General features: G+C 47.3%; 13 protein-coding genes. 8 read left to right on the top strand and 5 right to left on the bottom strand.

Annotated elements, in window-relative coordinates:
- Positions 1-144: 144 nt before the first annotated feature.
- The 3 genes from gpAD87_RS21600 to gpAD87_RS21590 all read left to right on the top strand — a co-directional run bounded on the left by gpAD87_RS21600 (position 145) and on the right by gpAD87_RS21590 (position 3,796).
- Positions 145-876, top strand: a complete 732-nt coding sequence (locus gpAD87_RS21600; RefSeq protein ID WP_063566066.1) for a hypothetical protein — start codon at positions 145-147, stop codon at positions 874-876.
- 12 nt (positions 877-888) lie between these two features.
- Positions 889-2,577 (top strand): vWA domain-containing protein, encoded by a 1,689-nt coding sequence (locus tag gpAD87_RS21595; protein ID WP_064640520.1) that lies wholly within the window; start codon positions 889-891, stop codon positions 2,575-2,577.
- 79 nt (positions 2,578-2,656) lie between these two features.
- Complete coding sequence (locus gpAD87_RS21590) at positions 2,657-3,796, top strand: toxic anion resistance protein (protein WP_064640519.1); 1,140 nt, start codon at positions 2,657-2,659, stop codon at positions 3,794-3,796.
- Positions 3,797-3,903: 107 nt separating this feature from the next.
- Here gpAD87_RS21590 and gpAD87_RS21585 read toward each other — a convergent pair whose 3' ends face one another.
- The 3 genes from gpAD87_RS21585 to gpAD87_RS21575 all read right to left on the bottom strand — a co-directional run bounded on the left by gpAD87_RS21585 (position 3,904) and on the right by gpAD87_RS21575 (position 6,530).
- Entirely contained in the window at positions 3,904-4,611 is a 708-nt protein-coding gene (locus gpAD87_RS21585; RefSeq protein WP_197521462.1) for a YoaK family protein, read from the bottom strand.
- A gap of 102 nt (positions 4,612-4,713) precedes the next feature.
- Entirely contained in the window at positions 4,714-5,757 is a 1,044-nt protein-coding gene (locus gpAD87_RS21580) for a cupin domain-containing protein (RefSeq protein WP_231952700.1), read from the bottom strand.
- Positions 5,758-5,921: 164 nt separating this feature from the next.
- Positions 5,922-6,530 carry a TetR/AcrR family transcriptional regulator gene (locus tag gpAD87_RS21575; protein ID WP_063566018.1) on the bottom strand — a complete coding sequence of 203 codons (609 nt, stop codon included), beginning with the start codon at positions 6,528-6,530 and terminating at the stop codon, positions 5,922-5,924.
- A 190-nt stretch (positions 6,531-6,720) separates the two neighbouring features.
- On the opposite strand from gpAD87_RS21575, the gene gpAD87_RS21570 reads away from it, so the two are divergent.
- On the top strand, positions 6,721-7,479 hold the full coding sequence (locus gpAD87_RS21570) for an SDR family oxidoreductase (protein ID WP_064640518.1): 759 nt from the start codon (positions 6,721-6,723) through the stop codon (positions 7,477-7,479).
- Positions 7,480-7,604: 125 nt separating this feature from the next.
- On the opposite strand, the gene gpAD87_RS21565 is transcribed toward gpAD87_RS21570, so the two are convergent.
- Entirely contained in the window at positions 7,605-8,633 is a 1,029-nt protein-coding gene (locus gpAD87_RS21565; RefSeq protein WP_064640517.1) for a LacI family DNA-binding transcriptional regulator, read from the bottom strand.
- A 459-nt stretch (positions 8,634-9,092) separates the two neighbouring features.
- Between gpAD87_RS21565 and gpAD87_RS21560 the strand changes: the two genes are divergently transcribed.
- From gpAD87_RS21560 to gpAD87_RS21545, 4 genes are all read left to right on the top strand, one after another.
- A complete protein-coding gene (locus tag gpAD87_RS21560) occupies positions 9,093-10,379 on the top strand; it encodes a sugar ABC transporter substrate-binding protein (RefSeq protein ID WP_064640516.1) in 1,287 nt (428 codons plus the stop codon).
- A gap of 94 nt (positions 10,380-10,473) precedes the next feature.
- The gene (locus gpAD87_RS21555) at positions 10,474-11,829 is read left to right on the top strand and encodes a carbohydrate ABC transporter permease (RefSeq protein ID WP_064640515.1); all 1,356 of its coding nucleotides are present in this window, start codon (positions 10,474-10,476) and stop codon (positions 11,827-11,829) included.
- Positions 11,826-12,662 carry a sugar ABC transporter permease gene (locus gpAD87_RS21550; RefSeq protein ID WP_024628944.1) on the top strand — a complete coding sequence of 279 codons (837 nt, stop codon included), beginning with the start codon at positions 11,826-11,828 and terminating at the stop codon, positions 12,660-12,662. Before gpAD87_RS21555 ends, gpAD87_RS21550 begins: the two co-directional genes overlap by 4 nt.
- Positions 12,663-12,821: 159 nt before the next feature.
- Positions 12,822-14,108 carry an MFS transporter gene (locus gpAD87_RS21545; protein WP_064640514.1) on the top strand — a complete coding sequence of 429 codons (1,287 nt, stop codon included), beginning with the start codon at positions 12,822-12,824 and terminating at the stop codon, positions 14,106-14,108.
- Positions 14,109-14,207: 99 nt separating this feature from the next.
- Here the strand turns inward: gpAD87_RS21545 and gpAD87_RS21540 are convergent, their stop codons facing one another.
- Positions 14,208-16,367 carry an alpha-amylase family glycosyl hydrolase gene (locus gpAD87_RS21540; RefSeq protein WP_064640513.1) on the bottom strand — a complete coding sequence of 720 codons (2,160 nt, stop codon included), beginning with the start codon at positions 16,365-16,367 and terminating at the stop codon, positions 14,208-14,210.
- Between the last annotated feature and the right edge of the window lie 543 nt (positions 16,368-16,910).

Genomic DNA, 16,910 nt, shown 5'->3' with positions numbered 1-16,910 from the left:
GATAAGCCCAAGCCACGTATATTATGAATATCCATATTAATCCACCCGAATGCGGCAACATCATGTACAATGAAATAAAGTTCCAATGGTAAATATCGACATAAAGCTTCAACACATAGCGCGAAAGGAGGTCTGATGATTTACATGATAAAGTACATAAAACTGCTGGGGCTGATCTTCGGCGTTGTGGTCATGAATGTTCTATTGTTCTCACCAGGATTCATCGGACTGGAGTTTGGCGGAGGAGCATTTACAACAGCGCTCTCGGTGACATTTCTGTTCGGCAGCGTGATGGCGCTCTTCTATGGAAGCTACACCTTGTTGTTCAGACAGCCTGTAGTCTTGCCCGTGAAGAATATCGAAACCCATGAAGATTATGTGGAAGCGTTATCCTTTTATCGACGCATTAAAGTGCTTGAGGAAGATATCACATTGGGATTATCTCAACTAAGCCGCATGAAGAAAAAGAAAGAAACCCTCCTGAACGTGCTGAATCAGCGATTTGATCCGGGGGAACTGAGTTACAAGAAATTTGCTTCGGTCACCCTCGAGGTGGAGAAGCTGTTATACCTCAACATCCGAAGTGTACTTAACCGACTTAATGTGTTCGATGAAGCGGAGTACGCCAGCCTGATGAAGTCCAAATCCGCAACACTTCCCCAGAAGCTTTTTCAAGAAAAGACCAAAGTATATAACGACTATCTAAGCTATGTGAAAAACTCGCTTCATACCAATGAGGAAATTCTTTTGAAGCTGGACCAATTGATGTTGGAAATCTCCCGCCTGGACAGCTTTGAAGCAGGAGATATTGAACAGATGCCTTGTATGCAGGAAATTGACCAATTAATCAAGCACACCAAATTATACAGACAGTGAGGGGTTGTACGTATGGCTAAGAAAGGAAAGTTTTTTTTCATATCGATCTTAATGCTGGTACTTGTGTTTGGCCTCGTATATGCAGGGATTACGCTGACGTCGAATGTTGGTAAATCCAGCACACAGGTAACGACAGAGAATGCAGGCAAAGAGTTAGGCAAGCTGTATGCGGACATTGCTCCGGCAACGGCTGAACCTGTGAAGGGACAGATTGATCTCGACCCGGTGGATGTGGCTGAATCACTGCCGGACATCTCCAAATTTCCGATCACGGTCGAGAATACAACGAATGATTATGTAGAGATCTTTTCTTCCATCGAGAAGGCGGGAACCGGAGCGGATGGCTGGTTAACCGAAGTAACCGAAGAGTTCAACAAGGCTAACATTACCGTTGGCGGCAAACAGGTTTCGGTAAAATTACGCAATATCGCATCCGGTACGGCGGCTGATTATATCAAGTCTGGCAAATATGTGCCTGATGCGTTTACACCTTCGAATGAGTTATGGGGCGAGATGGTAGCTGCAAGCGGAGTAAAGACCGACCTGGTATCCAAAAGACTAGTGGGGAACGTTCCCGGTATTGTCATCTCCAAAGCCAAATATGATGCGCTGGTTGACACGTACGGCTCAGTTAATGTAAAAACTGTGACCGAAGCGATTGCCAATAATGAGCTCGCGATGGGGTACACCGATCCGTTCGCCAGCTCCACGGGGCTGAACTTTCTCGTGACGGCACTCAACACATACGACAGCTCCAATCCGCTTGGAGAGAAAGCGATTGAGGGTTTTGAGAAGTTCCAAGCGAACGTGCCGTTTACGGCGTCCACAACCATTCAGATGCGTGAGGCAGCCAAGTCAGGGCGATTGGACGCGTTTGTACTAGAGTACCAGACTTACGTAAACACCGCAGATCTGAAAAGCGGATACGTCTTTACCCCTTTTGGCGTAAGACATGACAGCCCGCTGTATGCACTGGGACAACTGCCGCAGAACAAGCAAGAGATCATTAAGAAGTATGCGGAATTCGTAACCCAAGCGAAGTATCAGCAATCGGCTGAGGAATTCGGCTTCAACGGTTTGCAGGATTATAAGTCCGAATTGAACACAGTGGATGGTGGCACCTTGTTGTCCGCTCAGAAAGTATGGAAAGAGAAAAAGAACGGCAGTAAACCCATTGCAGCCGTATTTGTAACCGACGTATCCGGGAGTATGGACGGCGAACCGCTGAACCGACTCAAGGAATCATTGCGCAAAGGCCAGAAATTCCTGGGCACAGATAACAGTATCGGCCTCGTCTCCTACTCTAGTGGAGTAACGGTGAATCTGCCAATTGCCAAGTATGATACGAATCAGCAGTCGATGTTTGTCGGTACGGTGGATAGCCTGCAAGCGGGTGGCGGTACGGCAACCTTTGATGGGATCGTTGTGGCGATGAAGATGCTGGAAGATTATATGGCTACTGATCCAAATGTGAAGCCACTGATCTTTGTCCTAAGTGATGGAGAAACCAATGAAGGACATACACTGAAGGATATTCGTGATCTGGTTGAGACGTACAAAGTGCCAATCTACACGATTGGTTATAACGCGGACATCAAAGCTTTGGAGAGCATCTCCAGTATTAACGAAGCGGCGAGCATTAACGCGGATACCGACGATGTTGTTTACAAAATCGGTAACCTGTTCAACGTGCAGATGTAACACAGATACTGCACTCAAAGTGACCTAGTGTAAGTTCATTATGTTAATTATATAGCACGTAATTTGAGGGGGAACTTGGATGTCGTTTTCGATGGAGATACCTAGCCAGAAGGAAATTCAGAAGGTGATTGAGGAAGAAATAAAGCCTGTACCTGCCGAGGTGGCAGAGCTGCAACAAGTGGCGGATGCCAACGTGGAGATGATCATGACACTGGATCTCGAATCGTTGGAGAAACGCAAGGAGATTCTGCAATCCATTGACGGCTTTGGCATGAACACGATGAGATCCTCTTCCGAGAAAAACGCGTTGCTTCAAGTCTCCGTTGGACATCTGTCCAAGACGGGAGACGAGGGCGGTCAGGTCGCCAAAGGCTTGACCGAGCTGCATATGCAACTGAAGGATCTCGACCCGAGTGTGGTCGATTTCGCCAAGACCGGATTTCTCGGCAAATTGTTTAATCCGCTGCGGGCCTATTTCCTGAAATACCAGAAGGCTGACGCGGTCATCGCCGATATTGTGACCTCACTGGATAAAGGCAGAGCGACCTTGAGAAACGACAATACAACACTGGAGATTGAACAGCAAAATCTGCGGGAGCTCACCAAAAGATTGCAAAAGGAAATTCAGCTTGGGGTGCTGATGGATGAGTCGATTGACGCACAGATCGAAGCCGCCAAAGTGCGTAACGAGGACCCGGAGAAAGTTCGCTTCATTACGGAAGAAGTGCTGTTCCCACTTCGTCAGCGGGTCATGGATTTGCAGCAAATGCTGGTGGTGAACCAGCAGGGCATCATGGCGATTGAAGTTGTCATCCGCAATAACAAGGAATTGATCCGCGGTGTGGATCGGGCCAAAAATGTAACGATCTCGGCATTGAAAATTGCCGTCACCGTTGCGAGTGCACTGTACAATCAGAAGATTGTATTGCAGAAAATTGAACTGCTTAACCGGACGACCAACGACCTGATCGCAGGTACGTCCAAAATGCTGAAAGATCAGGGCATTGCCATCCAGAAGCAAGCTTATGAGGCCAGCATTTCCGTTGATACGATGAAGCAGGCCTTCACAGATGTGCTTTCCGCGCTCGACTCCATCAGTCTCTATAAGCAGGAGGCTTTGCCACGGATGCGGGAGACCATTAATCAGTTCCGTGAACTGGCGGATACCGGAGAGCAGCAGATTCAGCGGTTGGAGAAAGGGCAGAAGCTGGGGCTGTAGTTTGAAAGGTAGTCAGAGGGGTATAGTGGAAGTTCGTACATGAGATCAAAAAACGGTTGAACACAGATAAGATCTGGTTCAACCGTTTTTTTTTGCCTTTCTGCTGCTTAGGTCAAATCACGTTGAACATGGAGGACGTAGGGGATCAGCAGAAGAAGCAGAGCCAGTGAAGCTATCAGGGCAAGCAGCAGGCTTCCTTGGGTTAATAGCAATGCTCCCAGAGCTGCACCGATCACAAAAATAACCCAGGACAGGGCGAGTACTGCCCATTCGGAAGCAGGAGCCTTACCCCGAACGGCTTTGGCCAGTGCCTGTCCAATACCGAATAATGTGCCTGTCACAAATCCTTTGCCCACATCAGCATGAGCAACCATCTGGTGCATGGTGTTTTGCATGCCCATGGCGATGGCAATCGGGAAAAGCACACTCTGGGTATGGAGGAATAGCAAAAATACAATGGCGCCGGCAAACAGCAGGGATTCAAAGCCCAAGATGCCCGCCAGTTTCCATTTTCCCGATCGATCTGTGATCAACGTACCGATAAAGGCGCCTACAACGAATAAAAAAATGACCAGACCTATATTCGTTAATACAGCGGAGTCTCCTTCAAATAGCGCGATACCAAGCTTGGTACTGTTACCACTCATGAAAGAAAGATAGATTTTCCCCAGCTGCAGATAGCCGACGGCATCAATGAAACCGGAGATCAGCACAAGTACACATGACAGTAGAAGCCGGGAAAGACCCGGCTCCAGTCGTTCTACGGTATGTCCCACACGTTTGCGATCACTGGTCGAATCGGAAGCAGAAGCCATGATGTCCAACCCCTTTTCCATGATAATGGATTGGTTCCGTGATATATGACAGAAGGATCATTATTCCAAACCTATATTCAATAGGTACCGGTAGTGGTTGGACTATGACTTCGATTTATTCGGGTCAGGAGCGATAAAAAGAGTATCATTCGGAAGCTGTTCGGCTTCCTCTTTGGACATTTCCAGATTAGTGGACAGCACATCATCCGGGTTGCCTGCTAGCCACTCGCTCAGATCAATAGCTTCATAGTGTCCGCTGTTGAACCCAATTAACACACGACAGACCTCATCTCCCGTATTTTTGATATAGTGACCTGCACCCATCGGGGCATAACCCACATCGCCTGCTTCGAATTGCTCTGTCACCGCATGACCTTCTGCCAGAAATACCGTCATTTCGGCAGTGCCGCTAATGTAATACTGCCATTCGTCGGCGTTGGGATGCCAATGCATTTCTCGTAATGCGCCTGGTTGCAGCTCGATCAATGATCCGGCCATCGTGGTGGAGATGGGGAAATCTTCGACAGTAACCGTGCGCTGGGTTCCGCCGCCTGGCGCGCGTCTTGGCTGTTTGGCATGCAGCGGGTATCGGTGGGGAGTCGTCAACTCCGAATTGCGGCGATAGGTTCCAGAAGAGGAGCTGTCATTAGGGACAGGCCCTTTGACAAAATACGCTTCTCCCTGAGGCAGCTTCGCTGCACGCTCTGGGGTAATTCCAAGATTCTGGGCAACAATGTTGTTCGGTGTATGAGACAGGAAATCGGTAATGCTGAACGTGTGATCTTCCGAGAAATCACCATTATCAAATATCAGAATAAAATGGCATTCGTCCGGTCCCAATCCCTGAATGGAGTGTCCGTAACCACGTGGGAAATACCACACATCTCCTGGCTCAAATGTATCGGTGTACGCATGTCCGTCCGGATGAATGACAGTGGTGCGACAGGAGCCGCTGATCACATAAGCCCATTCTGCCGCATTCGCATGCCAGTGCAATTCACGCATGCCTCCCGGTTCGAGGCGCATGGATACGCCCGCTATTCCAATGGACGCAGGAAAATCCCGAACGGAAGCACCGCGGGTAATACCGCCAGGGCCCGTACGGGGTTCTTTTTGTTCAAGCCGATATTTGAAAGATGTCATCATGATTCCTCCTCATATTATATTAGGTACACATGTAAATAGTTAAATATGGCGTTCATATCTTTTACCCATATTTTGAGAAACTATTCAATTGATTCCTGATTAATATGAGGCAAAAGAGAGACTTTCATTCAAACTTTATGCTGATTTGTGTGTACATATTGTACTTAGGGTGCCTTATACGAGGTGTGATACGCTACATTGCCAGGTTTGTAATTAATGATTTTAAATAACTCATCTGCCATATAAGTGGGACTATGCTTGAATTCCTGCCGAATCCATTCAATAATCATTCCAAAGATCGCATGGGATTGATAACTTGCCAGCAGCTCGCGATTGATGTGGGACGGAAATATTTCGTTGAGGTCCTGAAGAGCAAGGTCACGCAGAACATCGCAGATCATTTGCTGAAAATTGGACGATGCCTCCGATTTCACGACAAGGGTGTAGAATTGCGCATGCTGATGCACATGTTCGAAAATTTTGATTGCAGAAGAGGGCATATGACTTACTTCAAATATTTCTTTATCCAGATAGGGCTCACGATAGGATAAGACCAGATCCTTAATGATGTCATCAATAATCTCATTGAACAGGTCTTCTTTGTATTGATAATGTCTGTAAAAGGTGCCCCGATTCAGATCTGCCAGCTGCACAATATCGGTAATGGATATTTCTTTGAATGACTGCTTTTGCATTAATTGAATGAGGGCATCCTTCAGCGCCGCTTTGGATTTCTTGATTCTTCGATCCATGGAACTCGGAAGTTCGGTCATATGCAGTACTCCTCGTAAATAGGTATTTTAAGATAAAGTACATTCGGTATTAGAAGTGTTGATTAACGTACAATTGGGAAAGCTTTTACTGATTGAACAGGAATGCTATGACTTATTATACTAAGGATAAGAGTTAATGAACATTTGTTTGTTAACTTATTGTAAACGAATACATGGAGGATGATACAACATGAGACTTCAAGATAAAGTGGCTGTAGTAACAGGTGCGGGTTCCGGCATGGGCAAAGCAATTGCAACACTGTACGCGCAAGAAGGTGCTAAGGTGGTTGTATCGGATATCAATGAAGCCTCAGCGCAGGCGGTGGCTGAGGATATCAAGGCAAATGGTGGAGAAGCGACGTTTGTGGTTGCGAATGTGGCGAAGGAAGAAGATATTCAGAACCTGATCGATACGACAGTTAACACATATGGAACAGTGGACATTCTGGTCAATAATGCAGGCATTATGGACAGTATGGAACCAGCTGGTGACATTGTGGATGACAAGTGGGAGCGGATCTTTGCAATCAACACAACAAGTGTCATGCGTGCTACCCGCAAAGTGCTGCCAATCTTCCTGGAAAAACAAAAAGGCGTTATCGTCAACATCGCTTCAGCCGGCGGATTGCATGGTGCACGTGCAGGCGCGGCTTACACGGCTTCCAAACATGCAGTTGTGGGATTCACCAAAAATACAGGCTTCATGTATGCTCAACAAGGTATTCGCTGTAACGCAATTGCTCCGGGTGGGGTTGAAACCAATATTGCTTCCACAATGACAAACATTAATCACTTCGGTGCCAGCAGACAACAGCTGGGAATGGCGATCAATCCGCGTGCAGGTAAAAGTGAAGAAATTGCACAGGTGGCCCTGTTCCTTGGTTCGGACGAATCCAGCTTCGTGAACGGAACAGTCGTAACGGCAGATGCAGGATGGAGTTCATACTAATCCGTCGTCCGTAACTGAAATATTCAAAGAAGCTCATACCAGTGTATGGGCTTCTTTTTGCATGTCCGTAACAGGCGAGAATGTGGAACATTAGGACATTAGGACAAACGTTTGCACAAACATGTCTACGCGTTCCCGGATAACGTAAATAGGGAAGAATCCCGAACAATCAAGCGGTGCGGAATAATCACTGGATTCTGAGGCAGGTGTTCACCGTTTAGAATTTTTAACAATACCTGAACCGCAGTATAGCCCAGCTGATAAGTCCCGATATCAATGGAACTAAGCGGCGGCGAAGCAAGTTCCGATAAAGCAATATTGTTAAAGCTCACAACACTTATATCTTCAGGAACGTTATATCCCAGCTCGGCCAGAGCACGAAGCACGCCAAAGGCAACATTGTCGTCGATAACGACGAGCGCGGTTGGCCTGTCGGGTAGCGACATGAACAGGGACATCGACCGGAAGCCGCTTTCCTGCAGGAATTCTCCCTCCACGATCCAGTCATTGTTAGCATCAAGACCCGCTTCTTCAAGCGCATTTTTGTAACCGAGCAGGCGATCATGAGACAACGTCAAATCTGGTGGTCCGCTAACAAATCCAACGCGTTTATGCCCTTGGGCAATCAGATGTGTAGTTGCATCGAAAGCCGTCTGTACATTGTTATTGTCCACCATCGGAGCATCAGGATGCGTTTCGCTGCGGCCAATCAGTACAAAAGGGAACTTTTCCGCCTCCAAAAACGAAATAATCGGATCTTCCCGTTTGGAGCCAAGCAGCAAGATGCCATCCACGCGCCGCCCATGTACCAGGCGAGATATGGCATTTAATTCATCGCTGGAAGACGTTTCGGTTGAGAGAAGAAGTTCATAATTCATGCGGGTGGCATGGGTAATGATTCCCCGAAGCAATTCTCCGAAAAAGTAGTTCTGAAACAGCTCTTCAGCAGGTCGGGGCAGCATGATACCCAGGGTTTGAGTCGTTTTGGAAACAAGGCTTTTGGCCATCATATTTGGATGATAATTCATTTCTTTCATGATTTGCTTCACTTTGAGTGATGTTTCCGAACTGATTCTGGGATGGTTGGAAATAACCCGTGAGACCGTAGAAGGGGATACACCCGCCAATTTGGCAATATCTTTGATTGTAATCATGTGAAAAATCCCTTCTGTACAAGCATTTCAACATGTCTCCTATGTTAATTCAAAGACTTCGATAAATCAATTGCTAACTGTTTCATGATGAAGAGGGGAAACGAAAAATAAAGGAAGATGGTGGGAGATCAAGCAAATAGGAAATTACAGAAAGAAACACCACAAAAGTGACGGAAAATGAACGAAAATGACTTGTGCAAACGTTTGTACAAATAAAGTTTGCTGTTGTATGATGTTATTGTCATTATAGCGCTTACATTAATTAAATCAACATACTTCTTAGAGAATTCATCCCGATTACATAAGGATTGGACCAGTTCGAGGTTAATTATGAGCAAACGTTTGTATTACTTTCAAACGGATACACGGCGAACTTCGGAGTACAGGAACAGTACACAGAGAAACGGGTGAAAAGCGCGAGTACAGCATCGATCATGACTACGAAAAGGGGGAAATTCAATGAGAAAATGGCAGCAAGCAGCACTTGCAGGATTCATGGCACTCACACTTACCGCGTGTTCAAGCGGAGGTGGTGGCGCTGCGCCAACCACAACAGACAGCGGTGAGACTGGAGAAACCACAGTAACCGCGGAAAATATTCAGCCAGAAGAGGGCGCAAGCCTTGTCATATGGGAGGATAAAAATCAGCGCAGCTTTATCGAAGAACGGGCGAAGAAATTTGAAGAGGAGTACGGCGTTTCTGTAAAGATTGAGGAATTGCCGCCGACGGATCAAGTGACCAAGCTCACTACGGACGGACCCGCGGGATTGGCTGCGGATGTGGTCGTTTTCCCACATGACAAGATTGGCAGCGCTTCAGAAGCTGGACTGATTTTGCCGAACGATATTTTTGAGCAACAGACTACACAATCCACTAGTGACAATGCGGTTAAAGCCGTAACCTTCAAAGACATCTTATACGGATATCCCTACAGCGTAGAAACCTATGCGTTGTTTTATAACAAAAAGCTTTATCCCGAAGCACCAAAATCATTTGATGACATTATCAGCTTTGCCAAAACCTTTAATGACACCAAAAACAACAAGTACACTCTGATGTGGGAGCTACAGCAGTTCTATTATAACTTTGCTTATCTGGCTTCCCAAGGTGGATATATCTTCGGCGATGAAGGCATGAACAGCGAGGACATTGGCCTCAACAATGAGGGAGCCATCAAGGGCGGTCAGTTCCTGCAAACGCTGAAATCGGAAGTGCTGCCTGTAAAAATGGGCGATGTGAACTATGACATCAAGAAAGGTCTCTTCTCAAGCGGGAAACTGGCCATGGATATTAACGGACCTTGGTCCATCGCCGATTATCGCAATGCTGGCATTGACTTCGGTGTGGCTCCACTCCCGGCAATTGAAGGCAAACCAATGACTTCCTTCTCTGGAGTCAAGGCATATTACGTCAATGCATTCACAACCTATCCGAACGCTGCCAAGCTGTTTGCGGCCTATCTCTCCAGTGCCGAATCCCAGATGGTCAACTTTGAGATGAACGGAACTCTCCCGGCTAATAAAGACGTGGCGGCAGATCCGAAGATTCAAGGGGATGAAATCACAAAGGCATTCCTTGAGCAATTCAACAACTCCACCCCAATGCCTTCGCTTCCTGCCATGGATAGCGTATGGGGTCCCATCAGCGCGGCAATTACCGACATATGGGATGGAGGCAAGGATGTGAAAACCTCTCTGGATAACGCAGTCAACCAAGTCAAGGAGAGCCTTGCAACTGTCCAATAAAAAAGAAAGAGCAGGTGCAGGGGAAGCCAACAGGTCCTCTGCACTCTGCTATTACTGATCGGTAACTTCGCTTGCCGGGAAGGAGTAGGAATGAATGAAACAACAGCATGTTCCAGTCACTGTTAAGCCGAATCGAGAAAGACAGCATCGCATGACAGCGGCTGTGTTGTCCGTTGTCCTGCAAGGACTTGGACAGTTGTATAACCGTCAATGGATCAAGGGAATTTGTTTTCTGATCTTAGAGGGAGTGGGACTCGCATATCTGATTCCCCGTTTGAATCAGGCCGTATGGGGAGTATGGACGCTGGGCGAGCAGACGCAGCGTTTCGTCAAGGTCAATGGATCAACGGTGCTGCAACAGGGCGACCACTCCATCTTTTTGCTGCTCAACGGAATCATAGTACTTTTGGTATTTTTCGTTTTTCTTCTTCTGTATATATTCAATATCCGGGATGCGTACATCACGGGAAAATTAAGAGAGGAAGGCAAGCAGGCCACCGGAGCTTCTGCTTCCCTGAGATATCTGCTTGATAAACAATTTCCGTATCTTTTCCTATCCATTCCTGCGCTCGGCATCCTGTTTTTCACCATTATGCCGATTTTATTTACGATTACCCTGGCCTTTACCAATTACTCGGCGCCGGATCATATTCCGCCCGCCAAGCTGGTGGACTGGGTCGGTTTCAAGACTTTTACGGATCTAATTCAGCTTAAATCGTGGAGCCATACCTTCTTTGGAGTATTAACATGGACCGTGATCTGGGCCATTCTGGCAACGGTGACTACGTATTTTGGTGGGGTGCTGGTTGCACTTCTCATCGAGCAGAAGGGTATTCGTTTCAAAAAGTTGTGGCGGACGATCTTCATTCTTCCGTATGCCATTCCGCAGATTATCTCACTGCTTCTGATGCGTAACCTGTTCAACGGACAGTTTGGTCCCATTAATACGTATATGAAGGCTTTTGGCCTTGAGGGGTTGCCATGGTTAACTGATCCGTTCTGGGCAAAAGTTACAGTCGTCATTGTAAACATGTGGATCGGAATTCCGGTCAGCATGGTGCTCATACTGGGCGTGCTAACGGCGATTCCACGGGATTTGTATGAAGCGGCTGAGGTAGACGGTGCGTCCGGCTTTCAGAAGTTCCGCATCATTACGCTTCCTTTTATCATGTTCGCTACGACACCGGTGCTCATTATGCAATTTGCCGGGAATTTCAACAACTTCAATGTCATCTTCCTGTTGACGAACGGTAATCCGCTGCGTGGCGATTATCAGTATGCGGGATCAACTGATCTCCTCGTGACCTGGTTGTACAAACTGACGTTGGATAACAACAAGTTCAATATGGCTTCGGCGGTCGGTATCATTATTTTCCTGATTATTGCGTCGTTCTCCATCTGGAATTTCCGTCGTTCCAAATCGTTCAAGGAGGAGGACATGATTCAATGAAAAAGCGCAACAATCCCATGCGTCTGACGATCAGCTATGTGCTGCTGGTCATCATTGCCATCGTATCGGTGTATCCCGTCTTGTGGATATTTCTCTCGTCACTGCGTCCAGGTGCGGCCCTGTTCAGTGAACGTCTGTGGCCTGAAGCGTTCACGCTGGCCCATTATGGGGAACTGTTTAACAACCCGTCGTTCATGTATGGAACATGGTATCTGAACACGTTGAAGATCGCCTTTTTCACGATGATTTTCTCAACGCTCATGGTCACTTTGGGCATGTATGCCTTATCCCGGTTCCGGTTTCGCGGTCGCAAGACCATTCTATCCACCATGCTGATTCTCGGGATGTTCCCGAGCTTCATGAGCATGATTGCCATTTATATTATTTTGCTTCAGATCAAATTGCTGGACACTCATGCCGCGTTGATTCTGGTCTATTCGTCTGGGGCCGTGCTGGGTGGATTTATTGTCAAAGGGTTCTTTGATACCATCCCGCGCAGTTTGGATGAAGCAGCACGAATTGATGGTGCCAGTCATCTGCGTGTGTTCACCAGCATCATTCTGCCGTTGTCCCGGCCGATGCTGACCTATGTAGCCTTAACCAGCTTCACTGGTGCGTGGATGGACTTTATCTTTGCCCGGCTGGTACTTCGGACAAAAGAGAACTGGACACTTGCGGTTGGCATGTGGGATCTGGTTAGCCGCTATCAGGACAGTAACTTTACGATGTTTGCTGCCGGGGCGGTACTGATCGCCATTCCGATTACGTTGTTGTTTGTATTCTTGCAACGCTTCCTTGTGCAGGGGCTGACCTCTGGCGCCTCCAAAGGATAAAAGGATAAGAAGATAAACACCCAAATCGCATAGACAGCCTGTAGAACATACCCAGGCCACCAATCAGGCGCTTCTGAGAGGTTCCATTCATCGCTGGAACTGCTCCGGAAGCGCCTGCCTGCTGTTTGAGATCCGAATGACAAGAGGAGGAAAAGATCGATGGGAACGCTACAGTCCCCAGAACCGGAATTGGGACCGAACGGGGCTCTTACTGCTGCGGAGAGTCAGAAAATGGACAATAGGGCGCTTTGGCGTAATGTTGCTTATCGCAGAATTTTGTGTGGCTATGGCATCTCCGTATTTGGTGATTGTTTCAACGGTATTGCCATCAGTCTATGGGTGTTGCAGACCACGGGAAGTGCGAAGAGCATGGCAGCTGTACAAGTATGTAATATGGTCGTCAGTTTTTTGTTCGGATCATTCGCGGGCACGTTTGCTGACAGACTGGATCGCAGAACATTGATGCTGTCGTCGGATTTGTTTCGTGGGGCTATGGCGTTTATCATCGCGGTGAGTCTGTTTGTGCTGCACGCTCCTTTCCCAATCGTACTGCTCATGCTTTCCCTTTCGATGTTCTCCAGCCTCTTTCAGGCGCCTGCATTTCATGCTTCGGTAACCAGTCTGGTGGGGAGGGAGCATCTGCAACAAGCTACAGGAACCATTCATCTGGTCGATAATATTGCCCGGATCAGCGGATTGGCAGCAGCGGGGATTGCGGTTTCTGCATTTGGAGGATTTACGGCTATTATGATTACGGGTGTGACCTTTCTGCTGTCTGCGATATGTGTAATGTTGGCTGGGCGTTTTCCGGATGTACAACGCTCTTCGATGCATAGAGGATCGTTTGTAAAGGAGTGGGGAGGTTCATTTTCCTACATCTTTGCACATCCTCTGATTCGTTCAATCGTTATCCTAAATCCGCTGCTGATTCTTTTCTTCATGTCAGCCATCATGCTTGTTCAAGTCATGGCCGTCAAAGTATGGCAGGCGAATCCTGTCCAGTTCGGACTGATTGAGACATGTATTCCACTGGGGTACATGCTGGGTTCCGGGATTCTGATCGCCTCAGGCAATCGGTTGAAACGAAGGGGACGATGGGTGTTCATCGGTCTGCTGGTTCTCGGCCCACTGTATATGCTGTTAGCCAATGTATCTTCTCCTTTGGTGGCCTTGCCGCTGATCATTGCTGGGGGAGCCATGTTTGCGTGCTGTACGATGTTAACCCAGATCATGATGCGTGCCGAGGTTCCCGATGAGCTGCAGGGGAGAATCTACGGGGTGCTCGGAACCATAACAAGTACAGCCCCGATCCTGGGATTAACGGTGGTTTCCGTTTTGGCTGATCAGTGGGGTGCCCAAACCGTGCTGGAGAGCCTGGGAGCATTGCTGTTGGTGGTAGGAATTATTGCGGCAGCAGGATTAAAATCCATTCGGAACTATCGATAGTAAATGCATGCCATAGATAAGGACGAGCCTAATCAAAGAACCCGGAAGCAGACGCTCGTCGCGTCTGCTTCCGGGTTGAATGATAGGACGGTGAAGGAATTAAGGCTGCCAGTCCACTGTAACGGTTGCGGTTCCACTGGTTGGTGTGGTGAAGGTATGATTATTGCCATTTTCCCACGTAATCGTAGAGCCGTTCTTTTTGAAAAACTTGAATTCCAGATTCGTTCCGGCAGGCACGCTCACGTCATAATACCAGGTTGGATAAGAATAGATGACCTGATTGAAGACCGGACCAATGGCGAGAGGGCCTGTAGACCAGTTCCCCAGCTCCGCAACATTGCCTGTCAGATAGAGATTCTGACCGAGTGTAGTAGATGCATTGTTGATGACAAAGCGGACGGAAACCTGGTTGCCACTAAGAATCGTGAAATTGTTATAAGTGTTGCTGTTGACTCCGCTCGCTGCGACTTTAACGGCATAGTTGCCCGCGGCAACAGCAGGGATGGTCACTTTGATCTGAGTATCTTCCCATGATGTGATGGCTGAACCGGTAACAGCGGTTGTACCGAAATAGACAGTGCCTTTGGTAGTACCAAATCCTCGACCATCAATGGTAACAGTATTACCCGCTTTACCCATTACAGGGCCCACATGCCCGATAGTTGGTGTAGTGGTATTGGCTGTATACTGCCAGACCGCTGTAGCTCCTGCTGCCAAAGTGAAGTTAGCGACGTTACCTCCTGTAGAGGTAATGTTATTCCCACTTAATGCACCTGCAAGAACGTCGTTGTATGTACCCGAAGGAAGTGAAGTGGTCAGGCCACTGATGGAAGTGGAAGTCGAAAGATTACGGTTAACCGCTACGACGGCCACGTTGTTGCCGAATTTACGTTCATACACATACACATCGTTGTTAATCCAGCGCTGCTGGGTTGTTCCATAGGCGATGGCTGGATTGGTTTTACGCAATGGAGCGAGCTTGCTGATGACGTTAAAAGCAGTTGTTGTTTTGGAGAACGAAGGCATTTTGGCACGGTTGTTAGGGTCGCCGTTACCTGTCAAATACTGCTCAGTGCCATAATAGATGGCTGGTACGCCCCGCGAGGTAAGTGTAAATGCAAGAGCTTGTTCCAAGCGACGGTTATTGACAGCACTTGTTTTGAAGCGATCCATGTCATGGTTATCAATGAAGGTCACTTGGTCATTCACCTGGGCATAATCAGCGGCTGTGCTGGTGATCATGGAATCCAGGGCAACCATCGTGGATGTGTTATCACGGAACACGTTACGTACTTCATTGTTGAAACGGAAGTCGAGCAGACTCATACCGGATTGGTTGGCGAAGTTGGTATTGTCTGCATCGGATGCGGATGAACCCAGGAACCATTCACCAAACGTGAATACCGGTTTGTAGCCATAGATGGAGGACATCCAGTTCTTTTGCCATCCCATCGGCATATGCTTCACCGCATCCACCCGGATTCCGTCAATACCCATATCCAGCCAGAGTTTGATCGCATCCTTGAAATAGGTGTCAATGGTGCTGTTATTGTGGTTCAGGTCAGCAAGATCATAGAGATTTTTGTAGATACCGTTCTCCAGTGTGGAGAAGTCAGAGCCGCCATTGTGGTGGAATAATTTGTTCGTATCATTGGTGTAGCCACCAAGCAGAGTGCCGTTATTGTATAACTTTCCATTCTCTGCGAACGAGGTGTCGGTTTCCATGGCAGGAGAGGTATGGTTAGGAGCAAAATCAATGATGACTTTAATGCCTTTGGCATGTGCCGTATTGATCAGGTTCTGAAAATCGGTCATCGTACCGAAAGCAGGATTGGTCTTCTTGAAGTCACGTGCCCAATAGCCGTGATAAGCCGTATTGTTGACACCGGAATAGTTAATCAGTGAGTATATGTTCTCCACAGGCTGGGAAATCCAGAGTGCCGTAATACCCAGATCGGAAAAGTAGTTGTCATTAATCTTGTTGATCAGTCCTTGCCAGTCGCCCCCGCAATAGAGCTTCAGGTTAGAACAGGAGGCGTCATAGGCCGCCCCAGTAGGGTTGTTGGAGGGATTTCCGTCCAGAAAACGGTCGGTAAATACTTGATAAATAACATCGGTGCTGAAGTTCTGCTTGTTGGTAACAGCCGTATCAGCATCTGCGAATACGGAGGCCGCCGGGAATATTGGCAGTGCACTTCCGGCCAGCAAGCTGAAGCTCAGCGTGGTACTGAGGATGATTCGCTTGGTCCATTTGAACATTGGTAATCCACCCTTCGTTTATTATATAAATTGAAATAAAGAATATTTACACTTACCACTCCGATGACAGAACAACCTTCCGATCGCTGTTATCCCCAGATTTTTTTTGATGCCCTTTTCAAAGGGGGAAATCCGGGGATAAAGGCGAACGTTTCACTTCTTCAGGTTATTTCTGTCCTCTCCGTTCTCGTGCAAATGTGTAGTTCAATTTATATAGATTTGTGATCTCTTTTTTGATTAGAAAAGCGCTTTCAACATTGGACGTTGGTAGGTTATTCTTAACGATATCCCCCCTTTATGAACGCCAACAACCCCGGCACCTCCTGCTGGAGTTACCGGGGTTGTCCTAAACCGATTGGGTTTAAAAGCATGGCCCTCTAGTTATAATCACAACGTTATGATAATTAAATAATGGTTTGGTTGTCAATAACTTTTTCTTGAGCATTTTTTTTCTATTTCTATATTTACAAATCAGGCTCAACAGATTTAAACTATTCGCAGACCCACCAATATAAGGGCTATGCATTTTAGAACATTTCGGTG

Origin of the sequence: Paenibacillus sp. AD87 (assembly GCF_001659845.1) — a bacterium.
Classification (GTDB): domain Bacteria; phylum Bacillota; class Bacilli; order Paenibacillales; family Paenibacillaceae; genus Paenibacillus; species Paenibacillus marchantiae.
This window is presented reverse-complemented; position numbering and strand designations above follow the sequence as displayed.